This window comes from Pseudundibacterium arcticum (genome assembly GCF_042646465.1).
Classification (GTDB): domain Bacteria; phylum Pseudomonadota; class Gammaproteobacteria; order Burkholderiales; family Burkholderiaceae_D; genus Undibacterium_A; species Undibacterium_A arcticum.
Genome location: NZ_JBHRTP010000082.1, coordinates 43,205 through 60,840, shown reverse-complemented (window position 1 = coordinate 60,840; position 17,636 = coordinate 43,205). Strand labels below are relative to the sequence as shown.

Below are 17,636 nucleotides of genomic sequence, written 5' to 3'. Positions count from 1 at the left end.
CTTGTGGCGGAGACAGGTCAGGCAGGCATGCCGTTTCAGTCGCGGCGAGGACGCGACCGATCGAGCGCGGCGAATACCTGGTGTGCTCAGGCACGCTCCGCGCACAACTGGCTGCACTGGTAGGCCGCGACAAACTCCTCGAACGTTCCGCTCTGGTTTTGTTCGATCGCCTGTTGTTCATCCAGCGACGCCTGGGCCAGCCGGTTGAAGTGTGCAGCCTCGTCGGCCGTTGGCGGGTGCGCGCGGAAATGGGCGGCGTGCACCTTGCTCTGATGCAAGCCAAACTGCGCAAATGAGTTGCCGTGTTCGCGCAGCGCGCTTAGCACCCGCGCCGATGGCGTCAGCGCCGGGTCGATCAGCTTGGCGCGTTGCGCCGCCAGCGCCTTGGCGTGCGCCTGGTCGTCGCGTTGCGCATCCAGTACTGCCGCCGCCGCGCCGATCCGCTCCAGCAGTTCTAGCCCCCAGCTACGCAACTCAATGGTGCCGCCGTCGCGTTGCAGCAGCAGGCCGGGGCGCCGACCGTCTTTCACGGTGCGGGCGAAATTGCCGGTGTTTTCGCACGCCTCGTCACCCTCGGTCAGCGGGCTTTCTTCCAGCGCGCAGAAATGCAGGAAAGCGTCGAGGAAGCGGGAGGTTTCCAGATTGATGCCCATCGGCTCGAACGGGTCGATGTCCATGCAGCGCACCTCGACGTATTGCACGCCGCGCGCCGCCAGCGCCTGGATCGGTCGTTCGCCGCTGCGGATCACACGCTTGGGCCGGATCGACGAGTAATACTCGTTTTCGATCTGCAAAATGTTGGTATTGAGCTGGATCCATTCGCCGTCGCGGTGGGTGCCCAGTTCGACATACGGCGGATACGGCTGGCTGACTGCGCGCTTCAGGCTCCTGAGATAACTGTCGAGGTTGTTGTAGGCTGGCGCCAGCCCGGCCTGCGCCTTGCTGGTGTAGCCGAGGTCGCTCATGCGCAGGCTGGTCGCATACGGCAGGTACAAGGTATCGCCCGACAGCGTGTCGAGCTGGTGCGGACGGCCGCGCAGGAAGTTGGTCGACAGCGCCGGTGATGCGCCGAACAGATACATCAGCAGCCAGCTGTAGCGACGGAAGTTGCGGATCAGCGCGATATAGCTTTCCGACTGGAAATCCGTCGCGGAAACGGGTGTTTGTCCCGGGGCCTGTTCGGCCGCCTGCAGCGCGCGCCACCAGTCTTCGGACAGCGAAAAATTGTAATGAATGCCGGCGATGCATTGCATGGTCTTGCCGTAACGCAGCGCCAGTCCGCGACGGTACACATGCTTGAGCATGCCGATATGCGAGCGGCCGTACCAGCCGATCTCGATCTCGTGCTCCGACGGCAATTCGCACGGCATCGACTGGCTCCACAGCATTTCGTCCGGCATCTCGCGATACACGAAGCGGTGCACCGCCTCCAGCTCGGTCAGCGCGGTCGCGATATCGGGTTCCGCCGGCGTGATGAATTCGAGCAAGGCTTCGGCATAGTCGGTGGTGATCTGCGGATGCGTCAGCGCCGCGCCGAGCGCGTGCGGATGCGGCGAGCGTGCCAGCGCGCCATAGCCGTGGCCGGCCCGGTCGACCGCCGCCGTCACGCGCAGCGTTTCGCGCTCGATGCCGCGCAGCCCCTGGCCGAGCAGGGCGCGATGTTCCGGGCTGCCAAACAGTGCCAGGCGGCGGGTCAGAAGATGGCTCATGGGGGTGTCCTTTTACTCTCGTTTTCTGGTGCAGATCAGCGTTAGGAGCCTGCCGGACTTACGGCTCGGCGCCCCCGGAGAATCGGCTGCAAAATTACCTGAACGGTCCATATTTCACCGGCTTCTTGGTCAATAGCTCGCTATTGACGCTGCAAACCCGGCAAAATCTGTCCTCGTTCAGCTAATTTTTCGCTTCGATTCCGTAAGCCCGACAGACTCCTTGACCGGCTGGATTTACGCGAGAGTAACCGAAATTGCAAGATTGTGTTTTGCGCTAGGTCGGGTGCGCGCGTTGGCGCGGTGCGGCAAGATCGGGGCCAAAGCGCGGCCCGCCGGAGCGGCTTCAGGCGCCGTGCGTGCTGCGCCAGACGCTGGCCAGCCACGGCTGCTGTGCGCGCGGCAGGCCAGGCGGGCGGTAGTAGTGCTGCAGTTCGACGAAGCCGGCCGCGGTCATGTAACTGCGCCAGCTGTCCAGGTCATGAAAGGCGCCGTAACGGCCCTGGTGCCAGCCTTCTTCATTGTGGCCGCGCGGGTTCGAGCTGAACAGCACGCCGCCCGGCTTCAGGGTTGCCTGCAGCTGGCGCAGCACGCGCGGCAATTCCTGCTGCGGCACATGGAACAGCGACGCGTTGGCGAACACGCCGTCGAAGTATGCGTCCGGCAGATCGAGCGCCAGAAAACTCTGCTGCCAGACCTCGCAGCCACTATACGCACGCGCCATGGTCACGAAGTGCGGCGCGCCGTCCAGTCCGATCGCGCGATGGCCGAGCGCCGCGAACTGCTTCAAGTCGCGCCCCGGCCCGCAGCCGAAATCGAGGATTGTGAACGGCGCCGGCACCTCGATAAATTGCAGCAACGCGGCGATGTTCTGGCTGACGTCATGATCGAGCGTGCCGGCGCTGAAGGCTTGCGCGCGCTGGTCGTAATGCGCCAGCGTGCGCGCGGCGATGTCGCTGAGTTCTTGCGGAGTGAGTTTCATGGCGCTGGGTTCATCCGGCATTCGTTATTTTTGGGGAGTATAGGTGAAATTAGCGCCACTCCCGCTTGAATTCAAACGGGCTTAAAAAATACAGGTGACAGTATTTGTTCTTGAAGATCGTGCGATGCGCACCGCAGGATGGGGGTAGCCCATCATCCACCTCCGCAATGATGGGTTACACCCATCCTACTTGTCGTTAAGATAATATACTCTACCTATGTATATTTCAACCTCGCAATAAAGGCGGGCGTAAGCGGGTGATTTTATTTAAAAACAGAGGGAGTATTTATTATCAAACCTCGTGCAATGAGGGCCAGAGCGGGCCCCGATCAGGACCCATGCACGAGTAATTATGCGCACAGCGCAGCGCTGACGCGTTCGATGTCGGCCAGGTCGCGCCAGCTTTGCAGCGCGTCAAAACCCGGTGCCGTCAGCAGGTCGCGCACCGCCGCTGCCTGATCTTACCCACGTTTGGTGGATACCCTAAAAGGGCCACACTGGGTACCGACACCCAATCAATTTGACCACCATCAATCTCTTCCGCTATTAACGCCGCCGATCGTGATCCAGCACTACCTGTAAGCGCTAGACTGAAGCTCCATTCCAAGCACCAACTCATGGCGAGTTTAGGCTGAGATGTAGCCATCGGCAAAACTTTGGCAATGGAGGGCAAATGCGCTGAATGACTGTTGGCCAATGGCTGACATTTCGCATTTTTATTCCTTCGAAATGCCTCCGCAAAGCTTGGCGGGCTAGAGCCAGCGATGCACCGTTTCAAGAACGGGCACGCTTCAGACATTCACATTCGGCCAGTTTTCTCCATAGTCCTGTGTTCATGTTGGTCTTTTTGATTTGGAGATGCCATGCCAATCAATTCTTTGCGTACGTTGCGAACGGTTGTGTTTCTAGCCATGTTGGTCGGATGCGGCGGCGGATCAGGCGGTGGCGGCAGCAGTCCAATCGATCAAACCGGTAGCCCGCCTGCGGTAGGCAGCAATACGATGCCCGCGTTGGCGCTGCAAACGGTGGCGACGGGATTATCGAGCCCGCTTTTTCTGACGGCGCCGAGCGCGGATGCCCGGCTGTTTATCGTAGAACGCCCGGGGCGTATCCGTATTGTGCAAGATGGTGCGCTGTTGCCGATTGCGTTCCTTGACATTCGCAATCGCACCACCGTGGACGGCGAACGCGGCGTGTTGTCCTTGGCGTTCGATCCGCAATACGCGTCAAATGGCTTTTTCTATGTCTATTTCACCGACCTCGACGGCAATATCGCCATCGAGCGTTTCAGCACGTCGGTCCTCAATCCCAATGTGGCCGACCCGCTTTCCAGCCTGCGGATAATGTCGATTCCCCATCCCGATTTCTCGAATCACAATGGTGGTTTGCTCGCCTTCGGTCCCGATGGTGACCTGTATATCGGCACCGGCGATGGCGGCAGCGCCGGCGACCCCCATGGCAATGCCCAGAACACCAACTCCCTGCTTGGCAAGCTGCTGCGCATCGACGTATCCGCCTCTACCGCGGTGCAGCCTTACGCTGTCCCGGCCTCCAATCCATTTATCAATCAGAACGGCAAACGCCCGGAGATTTGGGCGTATGGCTTGCGCAACCCCTGGCGCTACGCGTTTGATGCGGCCACCAACTTGCTGTATATCGCTGACGTCGGGCAGGAGCGGCGCGAGGAGGTCGACGTCGCCAGCGCCAATGCAGGTGGCTTGAACTACGGCTGGAACATCATGGAAGGCACGCTGTGCTATCCCAGCGGCGCATGCAACCAGCAAGGACTACGCTTGCCAGTGCTGGAATATGCCCACGACGACACAGTCAGCAACAGCGTCTGTTCCATTATTGGGGGCTATGTCTATCGCGGCAGTGCCATTCCGGAATTGCGAGGTAGCTATTTGTATTCCGATTTATGCGCGGGTTGGCTAAAGAGCTTTGCTTACCTCAATGGCGCTGCCACTCATCAAATGGACTGGGGCAATCAAGGCGTGGGATTAATTTTGTCATTTGGGGAGGATGCGCAGCAGGAGCTTTACCTGCTATCCGACAACGGCAGCGTGTATCGCATCGTTCGGAAATAGGCCTGGGGGAAGATAGTCGGGCGATTGCATGAAAATCGTGGTTGGCTAAGGCTTTTCGCCCTTTTTTCCCTTCGACAAGCTCAGGACCAGATCGGGCCCCGATCAGGACCCATGCACGAGTAATTATGTGCGCAGCGCACCGCTGACGCGTTCGATGTCGGCCAGGTCGCGCCAGCTTTGGACCGCGCCAAAACCCTGTGCGATCAGCAACTCGCGCACCGATGCTGCCTGGTCGTAGCCATGTTCCATCAACAGCCAGCCGCCGCTTTTCAGCCGCGGCGCGGCGCCAGCCACGATGCTGCGCAGCGCCGCAAGGCCGTCGCCGTGATCGGTCAGCGCGCCGAGCGGTTCGAAGCGCAGATCGCCTTGCTTCAGGTGCGGATCGCCGGCCACGATGTAGGGCGGGTTGGCGACGATCAGGCTGAACTGGTAATTGCGCTGCCGGCCATCTTGCGCGCCCAGTGCCTGATACCAGTCGCCCTGCAGAAAATCGACGCGCACCGCATTGGTCTGCGCATTGCGCCGCGCCACCGCCAAAGCGGCGTCGCTGACATCGACTGCGGTCACCTGCGCGTCGGGCCGGCTGTGCGCAATCGCGATCGCGACTGCGCCGGAGCCGGTGCCGAGGTCGAGCACGCTGCCGTTCTCGGGCAGCCGTTGCAACGCCAGTTCCACCAGCAATTCGGTTTCCGGTCGCGGAATCAGCACGTCGCGCGTGACCTCGAACGGCAGGCCGTAGAACTCGCGCTGGCCGACCAGGTAGGCGATCGGTTCGCCCATCAGGCGCCGCCCGAACAGCTCCGACAGCCGCGCCGCCTCAAGCGCATCCAGCACGCGCTCGGACTGCGTGATCAGCTGGATCCGCGTCAGCCCCAGCGCATGGCTTAGCAGGATGCGGGTCTCCAGCGGCGACAGCGGAGAATTCTGCTGCGCGTGCGCCAGCGTCTCGCCGGCTGAAAACAAGGGCAAAATCATCGCATCACCGTCACCGTCACCATCATCGCCGCCGCCGCGCTCAGTCGCGCTTGCGCAGCACGGCCACCAGCACCACGGAGCAGATCACGAACCAGACCATGGCCCACATCGGAATCGACAGTCCCAGGATCGGGCCATAGTCGGTGCTGCAAAAACCGTTGGCCTTGAACAGGCTGGGAAACAGCCGCGCGGTCGGGATCGTATTGAGCGAGGTTTCCAGCGGATCGATGCCGCAGGAAAAATCCGGATGCGCCTTGACGTACAAATGGTAGCCGGCGACGCCGACCCCGCTCAGTGCGCCGATCAGCGCCAGCCCGGCATTCGGCTTGGTGAAGCCACCCAGCCCGCCGATCAGGCAAAAGATCGCGATCGCGACGAAGGCATAGCGCTGCAGCACGCATAGTGGACAGGGCTGCATGTTCAACCCGAGTTGCATGTACATCGCGGCCGCCAGCAGGGCGATGCAGACCAGGGCGACGGCGAGCAGTAAATGACGTGATTTCATGTTGGGGCGATCCGATTGTTTTGTTGGTGAATGCGCAAGACGCCGCATTATGACGCATTGCTTCGAGACAAGTTCCCAAGTTCGATTCCCTGATGACCGCGCAGCCCATTGCGTCTTTGCAGAGAATTGATCGCATGACAGGTCATAGCCGATTTGAATGACTCGCGTCAATCGCATCGCGTACTGCCCTAATGTCCGCCAGAAATACGTGCAACCCTTACAATAGCGTAACAGGCCGTTCCGGATTGTCCAGGCCCTCAAACTCAAGGAGTTGCACGGTGCAGACCCCCCATTTCATCGCCCCCGTCCGCTTTGACGATCCCGCCGCCGCACTGGATCAGGTGCGTGTCATCTACGAGCGCAGCATCAACTACCTGCGCGAGTCGCTGCAGCGCTTCGTCAGCGGCGACCATCTTGCGGGGCATGTACGCGCCTGTTATCCCTTTGTGCGGGTGCATACCGACACGGTGGTACGGGCCGATTCCCGCCTGTCCTACGGTTTCGTGGCCGGACCGGGCACGTTTGAAACCACGCTCACGCGACCGGACCTGTTCTCGAATTACTACCTGGAGCAGTTTCGCTTGCTGCTGAAGAACCATGGCCGTAACCAGCAGGTGCAGCTGGAAGTGGGCACCAGTTCGCAGCCGATCCCGGTGCACTTCTCGTTTGCCGAGCACGACCACATTGAAGGCAGTATGAGCGCCCAGCGGCGCCTGTCGATGCGTGACCTGTTCGACCTGCCCGACTTGGCCGCCATGGACGATGGCATTGCCAACGGCACCCACGAGACGCGTCCCGGGGAGGCGCAACCCTTAGCGCTATTCACCGGCCCGCGGGTCGATTATTCGCTGCAGCGACTGCGCCACTACACCGGCACGGCACCCGAACATTTTCAGAATTTTGTGCTGTTTACCAATTACCAGTTCTATATCGACGAGTTCATGTCCCTGGGGCACGAGATCATGAACCGCGCCGCCGATCCGCTGGCCCCTGCGGATGAAGACGCTTACATCGCCTTTATCGAACCGGGCAACATGATCACGCGACGCGTCGGTCACAGCGCGCAGCCCGGTGACGACCTGGGCGCAGTGCCGCCGCGTCTGCCGCAAATGCCGGGTTATCACCTGGTGCGCGCCGACGGCAGCGGCATCACCATGGTCAATATCGGGGTGGGGCCGGCCAATGCCAAAACCATCACTGACCACATCGCGGTGTTGCGTCCGCACGCCTGGCTGATGCTGGGACACTGCGCCGGGCTGCGCAATACCCAGCAATTGGGCGACTATGTGCTAGCCCACGGCTATGTGCGGGAAGACCACGTGCTGGATGAGGACCTGCCGCTGTGGGTACCGATTCCGCCACTGGCCGAGGTGCAGGTGGCCATTGAAGCCGCCGTGGCCGAAGTCACTCAGCTCACCGGTTATGACCTGAAGCGGGTGATGCGTACCGGGACGGTAGCGAGTACCGACAACCGCAACTGGGAGCTGTTGCCGCAACGCACCCCCGAACGCCGCTTCAGCCAGAGTCGCGCGATTGCACTCGACATGGAGAGCGCCACCATTGCCGCCAACGGTTTCCGTTTCCGCGTTCCCTATGGCACCTTGTTGTGTGTCAGCGACAAACCGTTGCACGGCGAAATCAAGCTGCCTGGCATGGCCAACCAGTTCTACCGTGAGCGGGTCGATCAGCACCTGCGCATCGGCATCCGAGCGGTAGAGTTGTTACGCGCGCTAGGGGTGGACAAGCTGCACAGTCGCAAGTTGCGCAGCTTTGCGGAGGTGGCGTTTCAGTAAGCGTGGCGTTTGCGTCCGCCACCGACCCGCCAAACGCGATCGGCGCTAGCGCCCGTTACCGAGGAACTTCCCGATCAGCGCGATGGTCGCATCAGGGCTTTCCTCCATCAGCCAGTTGCCATCAGCTGGGAACCACCGCGGCTCACTTCCTGTCTTCCGCCGACCAGCCCAGCGCCGCAAAGTGCAGCGCCCATTGGTGCCGACTATCCACGCCGATCAGCGCCGCCGCCTCGTCGTCGTAAAACGCGCCGACCGGGCAGGCCGCCAAACCGCGCGCCACCGCGCCGAGCAGCCAGCGTTCCCCGATCATGCCGGCTTCGAGATAGGCATGACGATAGCCGCGCGGGCCTTCCGCCAGCATGCGCTCGCGGTCGGCTGACAATATCAACACCACCGCAGCGTCGCCGATCACGTCCTGGGACAAGGCCGCCGACTGCGCCGCTGCGGCGAACTCGCCGTCGCGCACGCGGACCAGCGCGTGTTGCGGCAGGTAGCGATAGACGCCCGGTTGCAGGCCCGCGACGCGATTGACCACCAGGTTGATGCGGACCGCGTTTGATAGTTGTGGCGGCAGCGCCATGTCGGCCAGCATCGATGACAGCGTGGTCAGCGGCACCGGCTCGGCCAGGAAGCGCCGCTTGCTGCGACGGTGGGTGATGGTGTGATGCACATCCTGGGCTGCCGGCTCGGGTGGCGGCAGCGCAATGCTATTGGCCTCGACATCATCGGGGGCAAGCCGCAGCGAGGTTGCGCGCTGCACCATGCCGGTCACGCCGATCGAGGTGTCAGCCGGGGCCGGCGGTGCGACGAAGCGCTCGCGCGATGGCCCGGCATCGGACGGTGCGCGGGCTGCCGCGCGGCGCAGATCCATGATGGCGAGCACGCCTTCCTCGACGCCGTCGACCCCGATGGTCTTGGCGGCGAGCGCCTCGTCGAAGCGCGCCACGAGCCTGGCCTGCATTCCCGCGTTGTGCCCCGCCAGCCGCAGGTTCTCCAGCAAGTGGCCGGCGTCCGCCACCGCATAGCGATAGGCGCGGTTGCGGTATTTGTAGCCGGTGCGGCGGAACACCGCAGTCAGCACCACGACCGCGTCGGCGTCGTCTGCCTGAGGCGCGCCGAATGTGGTAACTGCGGTGGTAACTGCGGTGGCGCTTGCGGTGGCAGCTGCGGTGGCCGGCACCGGACCCAGCAGGTCGAGACGGTGGTGCTCGGGATCGTAGTGATAAAGACCCGCGGGCAAGCCGTCGACCGCGCGCAGCAGCAGGTAGAGCTCGCTGGGGAACAAGGCGCCGGAGGAGGGCGCGGCACGCAACGCGGTGCCACCGCGCCGCTCCGTAATCCCGGCCGTCAGGTACAGCAATTCGCCCAGCTCGGCGAGGCGCAGGCGATGCTCGCGCGGCACGGCAGCGCGCAGCGCGTCGCTCAGACCGTGCGCGCCGGATTTTCCCCGCTCAAGGGCGACCCGCGGCACGTCGGGGTAATGCTTGAAGGTCGGCGGCGGCGTCCCCCATTCGACTCCCGGTGCGCGCTTGAACACGCTGCTGCGCGACTCCGACGAGAACTCGTGATACCGGATCACCGCATCCGCCGGTCCCGATTTTGCGTCGGCGGCTTCGGTCCAGCGGAACGACAACTCGCTGGCGCCCTGGCGCGTGCCGAGGAAGAATGCCGCCCCGAGAGCAGCGACGAGGGCGGCCGCTTTGCCCAGCGTCAACGCACCGCCGCGCTTGACGTTGCCGGCCGGCTGCTGCGGCTGGTGCCGCAGCCAGCGCAGCACGAGCGGCAGGTTGAACACCAGATGCACCGAGACCAGCAGCAGCGTCGAGTAGCCGAACAGGTAGTGCCAGTCGAACACCGGCAACTGCTGGTTGGCCACCCAGAACACGCCCAGACTCGCGGTCGTCAGCAGATAGGCAATCAACAGCAGGCTGGTCTGCACATTGAGCGCAAGCTGCGACGGCGCCCGCCCGCGCCACACCAGCACAGCAACGTACACCGCGTACATCGACAGCGGCAACAGCACCCAGATGATCTTTGGCACCATCTCCTGACGCCTTGCAGGAATGTGGAAATGCGAGCGATGCTAAATTCTATCCCTGTTCGGACGGATAGCGCATGCGACCGATTTCCGCATTCGGCGCAACGTGTTTTGCGCGTCTTGTTCTGACGGTGTTACCGCGTGGTCTGCGCACCGGATATGCGATGATTGCGAAATTCAAAATATTATGGATGAATATGGACATCGACCCTATGAGTGTAGTTGAATCAACAGAACCGGCTGGCGCCAAGGATCGCGCGTCGGCGCGACTGAACATGTTGGTCGCTATTACCGTTGCGATATTGGCGACTTTCATGGGCATCTGCAAGGTCAAGGATGACAATATCGTCCAAAGCATGCAGCAGGCACAGGCTAACAAGATCGACCACTGGGCGTTTTACCAGGCGCGAAACATTCGAGAGGAGATCGCAAAATCCTCCGTGGTGCAGATCAGACTGGCAATGATAGGCCGCCGCGCAGAGGAAAGGACCGCATATGAAGAAGCGCTTCGGAGCTACGAATCGATTGCGCTCGAGCAGGCCAGGAAGAAAGATGAGCTCAAGCAGCAAGCCGATCAAGATCAAAAAGATTATGATGCGGCCAATTTTCGCGACGATCAGTTTGACCTGTCCGACGCCTTGATCGCAATCGCGATCGCGCTCCTGGCGGTGACAGCGCTGACCCACCAACGCTGGCTGTATTTTGCCGCACTGATTCCTACCGGTGCGGGAGTCGTGATGGGATTGTCCGGTTTGCTGGAATGGTCATTCCATCCCACGGGATTAATTAAGCTGTTGTCGTAATGCGTGGACCCGCGTTATGTGCGGTCGAGTCAACTCGGTTCAACGCTGGCTGCGAGTGGTGCGCCGTACAATAGCAAGCGAGCATATTCGTGGACCTTCGCTTTGGATATGAAGTCGATGACAGGGAGTGTCCGAAGTCGACCCAGTGCGGCCGGTCAGTCGGATTTCTTAGACGTCTGTCAAGCAGCGATACCGGACAGTCGGTGCCGTCAGAAGTCGGCACCGTCAGGACTGGTCGATGCAGCAGGCAAGCATGGGACAGGAGTGGCATCTGGCGCGGCGGTCAATTGCGGAATGACTTACATGACAGGTGTGGTGGCCGCAAAGCTGACGCCGGATCGCGCGGAATTTTTGGACGTGATGGAATAAAGTTTTTTTTGTTGATACGGGTCAAAATTAAAGCTGATTCACAGCACTATTGCAATAGATATGCAGGCAAGATGAGAAGCGAGCATGTAAATTGAAAAATGGTAGGTTGTTATGAAAAAGATACTCTTTGCCGCAGTTATGATGTCCCTCGTACTGACAATGTCAGGGTGCGGCGGTGGAGATAGCAGCAACCCACCGACCCCGATTGTGACGCAGATACACAGTCGCGCAGCATTCGACGGTGATATCCAGTTTGATCCCCCCAACCTATTTACTATAGTGCAGGGCAACACCCCAAGTGTGTTTGCTGGCGTACATCCTGTCACTGGATCTGAATTCCGTGCTTTCCTGGATTTCCCTTTGACAGGTGCAGGCGGTGTTCCTGGTAGCGCAATCATCAATTCGGCGACACTCGATATATTCATCGACAGCATCTCTATCCAACCGGTGGCCAGTTCAATTCCAATTCGAATCGAACTTGTCACCTTTCCACCCCAGACATTGCTTGCATCAGATTTTAACCGCACTATCCAACCGGCCTTGGCATTAACGACGATCATACCTCCGATATCCCGAGCCGACGTCAGTCGCCATGTTACGGTAGACGTAACCTCGTTGATGGTACAAGCCCAGCGCAGTGGATTGACCGACTTCCAGATCCGCATATTGGAGGATGATGGGTTCGTTTTCCCGGGACTTATCGAAATAGACGACACGACAATCAACCGAGCGCCTTTGCTGACGGTCTCTTTTTTCTGACTCCGCGGATAAGCTGACCGCAACGGTGGAGGAACGGCACGAACCTGCTGCCCCGGTTTTAGTACACAGACTTGTGGGGAATTTCGGGGACATAAAAAGCTTAATAGGGGGACGGTAAGGATTCGTGCGTAAATGAGTTATAGGCGCAAAAGATCACTACTACTCTGGTGAAATGACCGGAAATGTTAAGGCTTGTCCAACGCCTGTCCTTTGGGGTCCGTCATATCCTGGAAGTCCTGCGCGTGCGGGCAGGCATCGGACAACCCTTAACAGGAGCCGGCTGTTACCCGGAAAACTTGAATGACCGGAATCATTCTGAAGCCGACGGTGAGCGTCACTGACATGAATGGCTCCAATTGGCCGAACAGCGTCATTCGCGAAAGGCAGTAGTGCAGGCCCCTCGCTATACCTATCCTTGAATGTTGCGGATCGCAGGTGAGCTGTCTTTCTTGCAGAAAGACTTACCTGTTCTGTTCCTGCAACACCCGCGCCACCGCCGCCACTGCGCGCGCCACATCCTGCGCATTGGTTTGCCAGTTGCACACCGATACCCGCATGCAACGCTTTCCGCGCCAGGTCGTGTTGCTGAACAGCGCTTCGCCGCTTGCCAGCACCGCGCTGGTGACAGCATCGGTCCATTGGTCGTGATCGCTCTCGGTCGCGGCAGGCCGTTGATCGAGAAAACGAACCAGCCCCTGATTGATTCGCGGCTCCCACATCAGCTCTGCACCGGGAAGCGCCGCGATGCCGGTCACCAGACTATGCGCGGCGTCGCAACAAGCGTCTATCAGGGCCGCGACACCGTGGCGGCCGAGTTGTCGTAGCGCGGCATACGCGGCGACACCGCGGCCGCGCCGCGACCAGTCCGGATTCCAGTCCTTTTGCTCGCGCACCTGATCGTTGTGCGAGATATAGCTTGCCTCGTAGGACATTGCATTGCGATGCGCTTGTGGATGCGCGACGAAAGCAAAGCCGCTGTCATACGGCACGTTCAGCCATTTGTGTCCATCGGTTGCCCATGAGTCGGCATGCTCAACGCCGGCCAGCAAATGTCTATGGCGCGCGCTGACGTTCGCCCAAAGGCCGAAAGCGCCGTCGACATGCACCCACGCGCCGTAGCGATGCGCCAGCGGAATCAATTCGGCGAAACAGTCATACGCGCCGATGTTGAGGTCGCCCGCCTGCAGCAGGACGATCGTTAGCGTGTCGGGGGCCTCCTGCAGCGCCTGTTCCAGCGTTGCCGCGTCCAGTTGACCCGCCTGGTTGACCGGCAGACCTGTCACCGCACTCGTGCCCAGCCCCAGTAAGCGTGTTGCTCGCGTGATGCTGCCGTGGAATTGATCGCTGCTCAGGATACGGATTTTCGGTGCGCCGAACAGGCCGTCTCGTTCAACCTGCCAGCCTCGGCTCGCGAGCAGTGCGTTGCGCGCTGCCGCCAGCGCAGTAACGTGCGCCATCTGGCAGCCGCTGGTCAGTGCAAAACTGGCATCGCGCGGCAAGCCGAGCAAATCCTTTAGCCAGTCGCCGCACACTTCTTCAATCACCGCTTCTGCCGGTCCGCAGGAATACGATGCGGCGTTTTGATCCCAGGCGCTGGTCAGCCAGTCTGCCGCCAGTGCGGCGGGCAGCGAGCCGCCGATCACCCAACCAAAAAATCGCCCGCCGGCGCTACCTATGATGCCTCCCGCCGTGTCGGCGACCAGCTCATCAATCACCTGCTCGGCCGGCATGCCCGCGCTGTTGAGCGGCTTCGCCAGTCGTTCGCGCAGTGTTTGCAGACTCGCACCCGCCGCAACCGGACTATGTTCCAAATTTTCCAAATAGGCGAGCGAGTGGCTCAGTGCGTGCTCAAGTGCCAGACGAAAAGGGGACGTGTCGTTCATGTGAAATTTCCGAATGGATGTGGTTAGGGTCACCGATGAGATGAGATGACTTTAACGATTTTTCAGACTTTTACGTAGGTGCGGAGCCAGCATTGGGCTCGGCGCGACATCGGCTAGCGCATCAACTTGCCATCCCGCCCGATGACGGTAATGTCAACAAAACTCGACCCCACCCGGTTTTTCGGCTCAAAAGTCACCTGAAATCCGCCAGTGTCAAAATTGAGGCTGACCAGAGCAGCCATCAGGCCTTCGCGGCTGATCGTCTTGCTGCGTTTGAGTCCTTCGACCAAGACCTTGGCGCCTAAAAATTCTTCAAAGCTGGTGTAGGACGGTTTTGCATCTTTGGGACCGTACTGTTTCAGCAGCGCCTGATACTCCTTGACCACCGGTATGACGTCGGAAAAAGGGTAAGGCACTACCTGGGTGATCGCGACGCCGCGCACCATTTCGGCGCCGCTGATGCGCGCCAGCGCTTGCGCATTCACCACCGAAATATTGAACATCAGCGGGGATTTCCCGGTAGCGCGGTATTGCCTGATAAATGCAGCAGAGGATTTATTGACCGAGATCAGGGCAATCGCTTGCGGGTCTGCTGCCGCAATGGTTTTCACGGCTTGCGCCACGTCATCCGTGTTTTTCGGATAATTGCCAAGGGCGACGGCTTTCAACCCTTGCTGTTTGAGCGCCACTTCGATCCCGGCTAAACCGGCTTTGCCGAATGCGTCGTCTTGATACATCACCGCGATGCGCTTCATCCCGTTGTTCACGAAATAATCCACCATCACGCGTGTCTCGTCTGCATAGCCGGCGCGCAAATGGAATATGTAGGGATTAAACGGGCTGCGCAGGGTCTCGCTGCCGGTGTACGGTGCAATGAGCGCCACGTTGGCCTTGGCCAGCACGCCATCTTGCAGCAGCTGGCCTATATTGCCGGTGCCTGCATAGCCAAATAAGGCGACTGCATTGTCTTTGTCTAGCAGTTCCTGGGTCAGCGCAACAGTTTTTTCGACCTGATACCCATCATCTTTCACCACATGTTTTATGCGCCGGCCTTTGATGCCGCCCTTCGCATTTATGTAATCAAAATAAATCTGGCCGCCCAGTACCATCTCGCGCCCGGTATCAGCGAGCACGCCGGAAAGCGGCGCTACTTGTCCAATCACAATATCCTGCGTCTGCGCGATCGCAGGACCCGAAACCAGCGCCGCAACCAGGGCTGTCATGGCGGAAAAAGAGCATAGCGATGCAGTTCTTGATAAATTTGGCAACATTCGATAGTCCGGACAGAGGTGCTTGCGTCAATAGACGAGGATTTTTATTTATTTTAACGTCAATACAAAATATGCAACTGAACAACTTGCCAATCAGAAAAATTTGCAAATACTGCCAGTTCAGGATTTTTATATGCAGCGCCGTCAACTATCCAGCCATCTTTGTGAAGTCGAGGACAAACATTCGAGTGGGATTCCGAGAGAGTAGAAATTTGGCCCCCGATGAGCAGGGTTTGGCCGGCCGCGCCCGACATTGCCACCGCACTCGCGTGCGCATGCCAGCAACCTCCCTTGAACATTGACTGAACTGGCGCTCGGATCTTACACTGCCCACTCCACCGCCAAGGCGGCGGTTCAGTTCATCAAGGTTTATCCGCCGCAAAGCAGGAGTTGTGGTTGCTTCGCATGTCGCCTCGCGCCAGATAAACGCTGTTCGTTAGCGCCATAAACGAAGAGAGGAAGAGGACAAAATTTTGTTCGATAAGGATCGTTTTATCCAGGACTGCATGACTGCTGTCGCTGAGGGGCAGGGGGCAATTCGCGAGGTGGTGGTAGAAGCGGTTGCCGATAGCGTGGGGATGATGTCTGAGCTTGGTGAGCCGGAACATGCAGGTATTACTCCAATATATAGATCGCCTGATCTAACCATCATCAACTTCGTCTGGGCACCGTGCATGTGTCTCATGCCACACAATCACCAGATGTTTTCAGTTGTCGGTATATATGCTGGCAGAGAAGACAACATTTTTTGGCGAAGAACAGAAGCGACCATTGAGGCGGCAGGAGCCAAATCTCTGGGAGTCGGCGACGTAGCTACACTCGGTCGCGACATTATCCATTCTGTCCTTAATCCAATTGGCAAGATGACGTGTGCAATACATGTTTATGGCGGTGACTTTTTTGAGCCGGATGAACCGAGAAGCGAATGGGACCACGAAACATTAATCGAACGGCCATGGAATATCGACAAGGTCAAGTCTCTATTTCGAGAAGCAGAGGCACGATTTAATACTACAACGACACGGACCTGACAATCAGTTCCAGCCGACGCGAAAACCGCTGCGCGCTTTTCGCGTCGGCTGAACTGTAGCGTTGACCGTGCGGTTTTAGTCTTTACCGGACAGTCGCGATAGCCCGTTATCAATACCGGATAGCTGTTACGGCTGCAGGTTGTGGACGTCAAACGCCGTTTCTTGTGGTGGTGGGGTCAACCCGCCCTTGATGCCCTGTTGCATTCGTGGCATCAGGATGCCGTCGCGGAACTGCTCCCAACTCTCCTTGGAGTCGTGGACAGCCACGATCGTCCAGCCGCCAGCCGACGGACCAGCCGCGTGGAAGATTTGGCCTTTCGGCAGGCTCTCTCTGCTGGGATGCACCGCTGCAATTGACGCCTCGTACTGCTCCTTCGTACCACCAGGGAAGTAATGCACGATCCCGTATGCCATTTTCGTTCTCCTTTCAGGTTAAAGAAGCCGCCTCTCGCGGCCCTAGATGTTGAGGCATAAAGTGAAATCCTCAACGCGTAGCGGTTTAGGTCAACTTTGGTTTGCGCACCAACTCCAGTAGGTCAATATTGCATGGCTTCGAATGCTCTCCGTTTGACGAACAACACATGTTAAAGAAAAACTGTGTGCCTGTTCTTGGCCGGGTTCTGCCGGTCACGACAGGCCGTACCCGACCCACTGCCGACCTTCACGTCTGGCGAAAGCGGACAGTAGATGCGCCGACATCGCCCCCTGCAGCGAGAGACATTCCGACCACTTCATGCAATCTGCGACCCGAAAATGCGTAGAAGCGTTCCGGCCCCGCCCGATCGAAAGTCGTGCGTTCAGCGATTTCTCTACGTGAGCCACTCCGAACTGAGCCCGTCACACCAAGTGTCGAAGTGCATCTGCGTGGCAGCCTGCGCCGTTGCGCCTCGAAGAAGATTCTCGAGCGGCAGCACCTGCAGATCCGTAATGCCGATAGTCTTGAAAACGTAACGCAGATAAGGCGTCACGAAATCGGGCTGTCCGGTAAGGCCGTCGCCGAGGGCTCCGCCGCAGGCCATCAGTACGCGTATCGGCCGATCGCGAAGCAGGCCAACTTTGCCGGCAGCCGTGATCTGGAACGTCCGCCCTAGGCGTACGACGTAGTCCAGCCACGCCTTAAGCACAGACGGCACCATGAAGTTGTGCATCGGCATGGACAGCATAACGAAGTCGGCGGCATCCAGCTCATTGATCAGCGCATCCGATAGTGCCAGAGCCGCGCGCTGTGGTTCACCGCGTTCAGCCTCTCGCATCAGACTCGCCTGAATGAATTGGAAATCAGGATGCGCTACCGGTGTGCAACCCAAGTCGCGCTCGATCACGGTCAGCGTCGGATCCTGCTCGATCAACCGTCGGACCGTCGCCTCAGCTGCCTGGCGGCTGTGCGACAGGCCGCCCCTGGCACTTGCAATGATGTGCAGTAACGTAGTCATT

General features: G+C 59.5%; 15 protein-coding genes and 1 pseudogene. 5 read left to right on the top strand and 11 right to left on the bottom strand.

The features are described from left to right. Positions 1-86 precede the first annotated feature (86 nt). The 3 genes and pseudogenes from gshA to ACFOFO_RS21925 form a co-directional block, all read right to left on the bottom strand. The gene (gene gshA, locus ACFOFO_RS21935; RefSeq protein ID WP_390327263.1) at positions 87-1,709 is read right to left on the bottom strand and encodes a glutamate--cysteine ligase; all 1,623 of its coding nucleotides are present in this window, start codon (positions 1,707-1,709) and stop codon (positions 87-89) included. Positions 1,710-2,052: 343 nt separating this feature from the next. Then, positions 2,053-2,688 carry a class I SAM-dependent methyltransferase gene (locus ACFOFO_RS21930; protein ID WP_390327261.1) on the bottom strand — a complete coding sequence of 212 codons (636 nt, stop codon included), beginning with the start codon at positions 2,686-2,688 and terminating at the stop codon, positions 2,053-2,055. Positions 2,689-3,038: 350 nt separating this feature from the next. Further along, a pseudogene (locus ACFOFO_RS21925) lies at positions 3,039-3,149 on the bottom strand (peptide chain release factor N(5)-glutamine methyltransferase); the annotation flags it as partial. Between the two features lie 549 nt (positions 3,150-3,698). Here ACFOFO_RS21925 and ACFOFO_RS21920 point away from each other — a divergent pair. Further along, on the top strand, positions 3,699-4,775 hold the full coding sequence (locus ACFOFO_RS21920; protein WP_390332856.1) for a PQQ-dependent sugar dehydrogenase: 1,077 nt from the start codon (positions 3,699-3,701) through the stop codon (positions 4,773-4,775). A 123-nt stretch (positions 4,776-4,898) separates the two neighbouring features. On the opposite strand, the gene prmC is transcribed toward ACFOFO_RS21920, so the two are convergent. After that, complete coding sequence (prmC, locus tag ACFOFO_RS21915; protein ID WP_390327258.1) at positions 4,899-5,750, bottom strand: peptide chain release factor N(5)-glutamine methyltransferase; 852 nt, start codon at positions 5,748-5,750, stop codon at positions 4,899-4,901. Positions 5,751-5,790: 40 nt separating this feature from the next. Continuing rightward, complete coding sequence (locus ACFOFO_RS21910) at positions 5,791-6,255, bottom strand: disulfide bond formation protein B (protein WP_390327257.1); 465 nt, start codon at positions 6,253-6,255, stop codon at positions 5,791-5,793. Between the two features lie 278 nt (positions 6,256-6,533). Between ACFOFO_RS21910 and ACFOFO_RS21905 the strand changes: the two genes are divergently transcribed. After that, positions 6,534-8,048 carry an AMP nucleosidase gene (locus tag ACFOFO_RS21905; protein WP_390327256.1) on the top strand — a complete coding sequence of 505 codons (1,515 nt, stop codon included), beginning with the start codon at positions 6,534-6,536 and terminating at the stop codon, positions 8,046-8,048. A 142-nt stretch (positions 8,049-8,190) separates the two neighbouring features. Here the strand turns inward: ACFOFO_RS21905 and ACFOFO_RS21900 are convergent, their stop codons facing one another. Further along, positions 8,191-10,092: a SagB/ThcOx family dehydrogenase gene (locus tag ACFOFO_RS21900; protein WP_390327254.1), complete on the bottom strand. Its 1,902-nt coding sequence runs from the start codon at positions 10,090-10,092 to the stop codon at positions 8,191-8,193. A 46-nt stretch (positions 10,093-10,138) separates the two neighbouring features. Next, complete coding sequence (locus ACFOFO_RS21895) at positions 10,139-10,402, bottom strand: hypothetical protein (protein WP_390332885.1); 264 nt, start codon at positions 10,400-10,402, stop codon at positions 10,139-10,141. Between ACFOFO_RS21895 and ACFOFO_RS21890 the strand changes: the two genes are divergently transcribed. Next, complete coding sequence (locus ACFOFO_RS21890; RefSeq protein ID WP_390332854.1) at positions 10,284-10,889, top strand: DUF4337 domain-containing protein; 606 nt, start codon at positions 10,284-10,286, stop codon at positions 10,887-10,889. The genes ACFOFO_RS21895 and ACFOFO_RS21890 overlap by 119 nt on opposite strands. Before the next feature lie 480 nt (positions 10,890-11,369). Then, entirely contained in the window at positions 11,370-12,017 is a 648-nt protein-coding gene (locus ACFOFO_RS21885; protein WP_390332852.1) for a hypothetical protein, read from the top strand. A 461-nt stretch (positions 12,018-12,478) separates the two neighbouring features. Here ACFOFO_RS21885 and ACFOFO_RS21880 read toward each other — a convergent pair whose 3' ends face one another. Together ACFOFO_RS21880 and ACFOFO_RS21875 are read right to left on the bottom strand one after the other, a co-directional pair. After that, positions 12,479-13,900: a pyridoxal phosphate-dependent decarboxylase family protein gene (locus tag ACFOFO_RS21880; RefSeq protein WP_390327251.1), complete on the bottom strand. Its 1,422-nt coding sequence runs from the start codon at positions 13,898-13,900 to the stop codon at positions 12,479-12,481. Between the two features lie 113 nt (positions 13,901-14,013). After that, positions 14,014-15,063: an ABC transporter substrate-binding protein gene (locus tag ACFOFO_RS21875; RefSeq protein ID WP_390332850.1), complete on the bottom strand. Its 1,050-nt coding sequence runs from the start codon at positions 15,061-15,063 to the stop codon at positions 14,014-14,016. Between the two features lie 581 nt (positions 15,064-15,644). Here ACFOFO_RS21875 and ACFOFO_RS21870 point away from each other — a divergent pair. Further along, positions 15,645-16,202, top strand: a complete 558-nt coding sequence (locus tag ACFOFO_RS21870) for a hypothetical protein (protein ID WP_390332847.1) — start codon at positions 15,645-15,647, stop codon at positions 16,200-16,202. A 126-nt stretch (positions 16,203-16,328) separates the two neighbouring features. On the opposite strand, the gene ACFOFO_RS21865 is transcribed toward ACFOFO_RS21870, so the two are convergent. Both ACFOFO_RS21865 and ACFOFO_RS21860 read right to left on the bottom strand, forming a co-directional pair. After that, positions 16,329-16,616 carry a hypothetical protein gene (locus ACFOFO_RS21865; RefSeq protein WP_390322522.1) on the bottom strand — a complete coding sequence of 96 codons (288 nt, stop codon included), beginning with the start codon at positions 16,614-16,616 and terminating at the stop codon, positions 16,329-16,331. Positions 16,617-17,011: 395 nt separating this feature from the next. Continuing rightward, a complete protein-coding gene (locus ACFOFO_RS21860; protein WP_390332845.1) occupies positions 17,012-17,635 on the bottom strand; it encodes an FMN-dependent NADH-azoreductase in 624 nt (207 codons plus the stop codon). Position 17,636: the final 1 nt, after the last annotated feature.

What these genes read in the sequence shown, in the direction of transcription:
- ACFOFO_RS21890 (WP_390332854.1), top strand. Translation starts at nt 10,284, where the DNA reads ATGGACATCGACCCTATGAGTGTAGTTGAATCAACAGAACCGGCTGGC.
- gshA (WP_390327263.1), bottom strand. Translation starts at nt 1,709, where the DNA reads ATGAGCCATCTTCTGACCCGCCGCCTGGCACTGTTTGGCAGCCCGGAA.
- ACFOFO_RS21885 (WP_390332852.1), top strand. Translation starts at nt 11,370, where the DNA reads ATGAAAAAGATACTCTTTGCCGCAGTTATGATGTCCCTCGTACTGACA.
- ACFOFO_RS21895 (WP_390332885.1), bottom strand. Translation starts at nt 10,402, where the DNA reads ATGAAAGTCGCCAATATCGCAACGGTAATAGCGACCAACATGTTCAGT.
- ACFOFO_RS21910 (WP_390327257.1), bottom strand. Translation starts at nt 6,255, where the DNA reads ATGAAATCACGTCATTTACTGCTCGCCGTCGCCCTGGTCTGCATCGCC.
- ACFOFO_RS21865 (WP_390322522.1), bottom strand. Translation starts at nt 16,616, where the DNA reads ATGGCATACGGGATCGTGCATTACTTCCCTGGTGGTACGAAGGAGCAG.
- ACFOFO_RS21880 (WP_390327251.1), bottom strand. Translation starts at nt 13,900, where the DNA reads ATGAACGACACGTCCCCTTTTCGTCTGGCACTTGAGCACGCACTGAGC.
- ACFOFO_RS21860 (WP_390332845.1), bottom strand. Translation starts at nt 17,635, where the DNA reads ATGACTACGTTACTGCACATCATTGCAAGTGCCAGGGGCGGCCTGTCG.
- ACFOFO_RS21900 (WP_390327254.1), bottom strand. Translation starts at nt 10,092, where the DNA reads ATGGTGCCAAAGATCATCTGGGTGCTGTTGCCGCTGTCGATGTACGCG.
- ACFOFO_RS21930 (WP_390327261.1), bottom strand. Translation starts at nt 2,688, where the DNA reads ATGAAACTCACTCCGCAAGAACTCAGCGACATCGCCGCGCGCACGCTG.
- prmC (WP_390327258.1), bottom strand. Translation starts at nt 5,750, where the DNA reads ATGATTTTGCCCTTGTTTTCAGCCGGCGAGACGCTGGCGCACGCGCAG.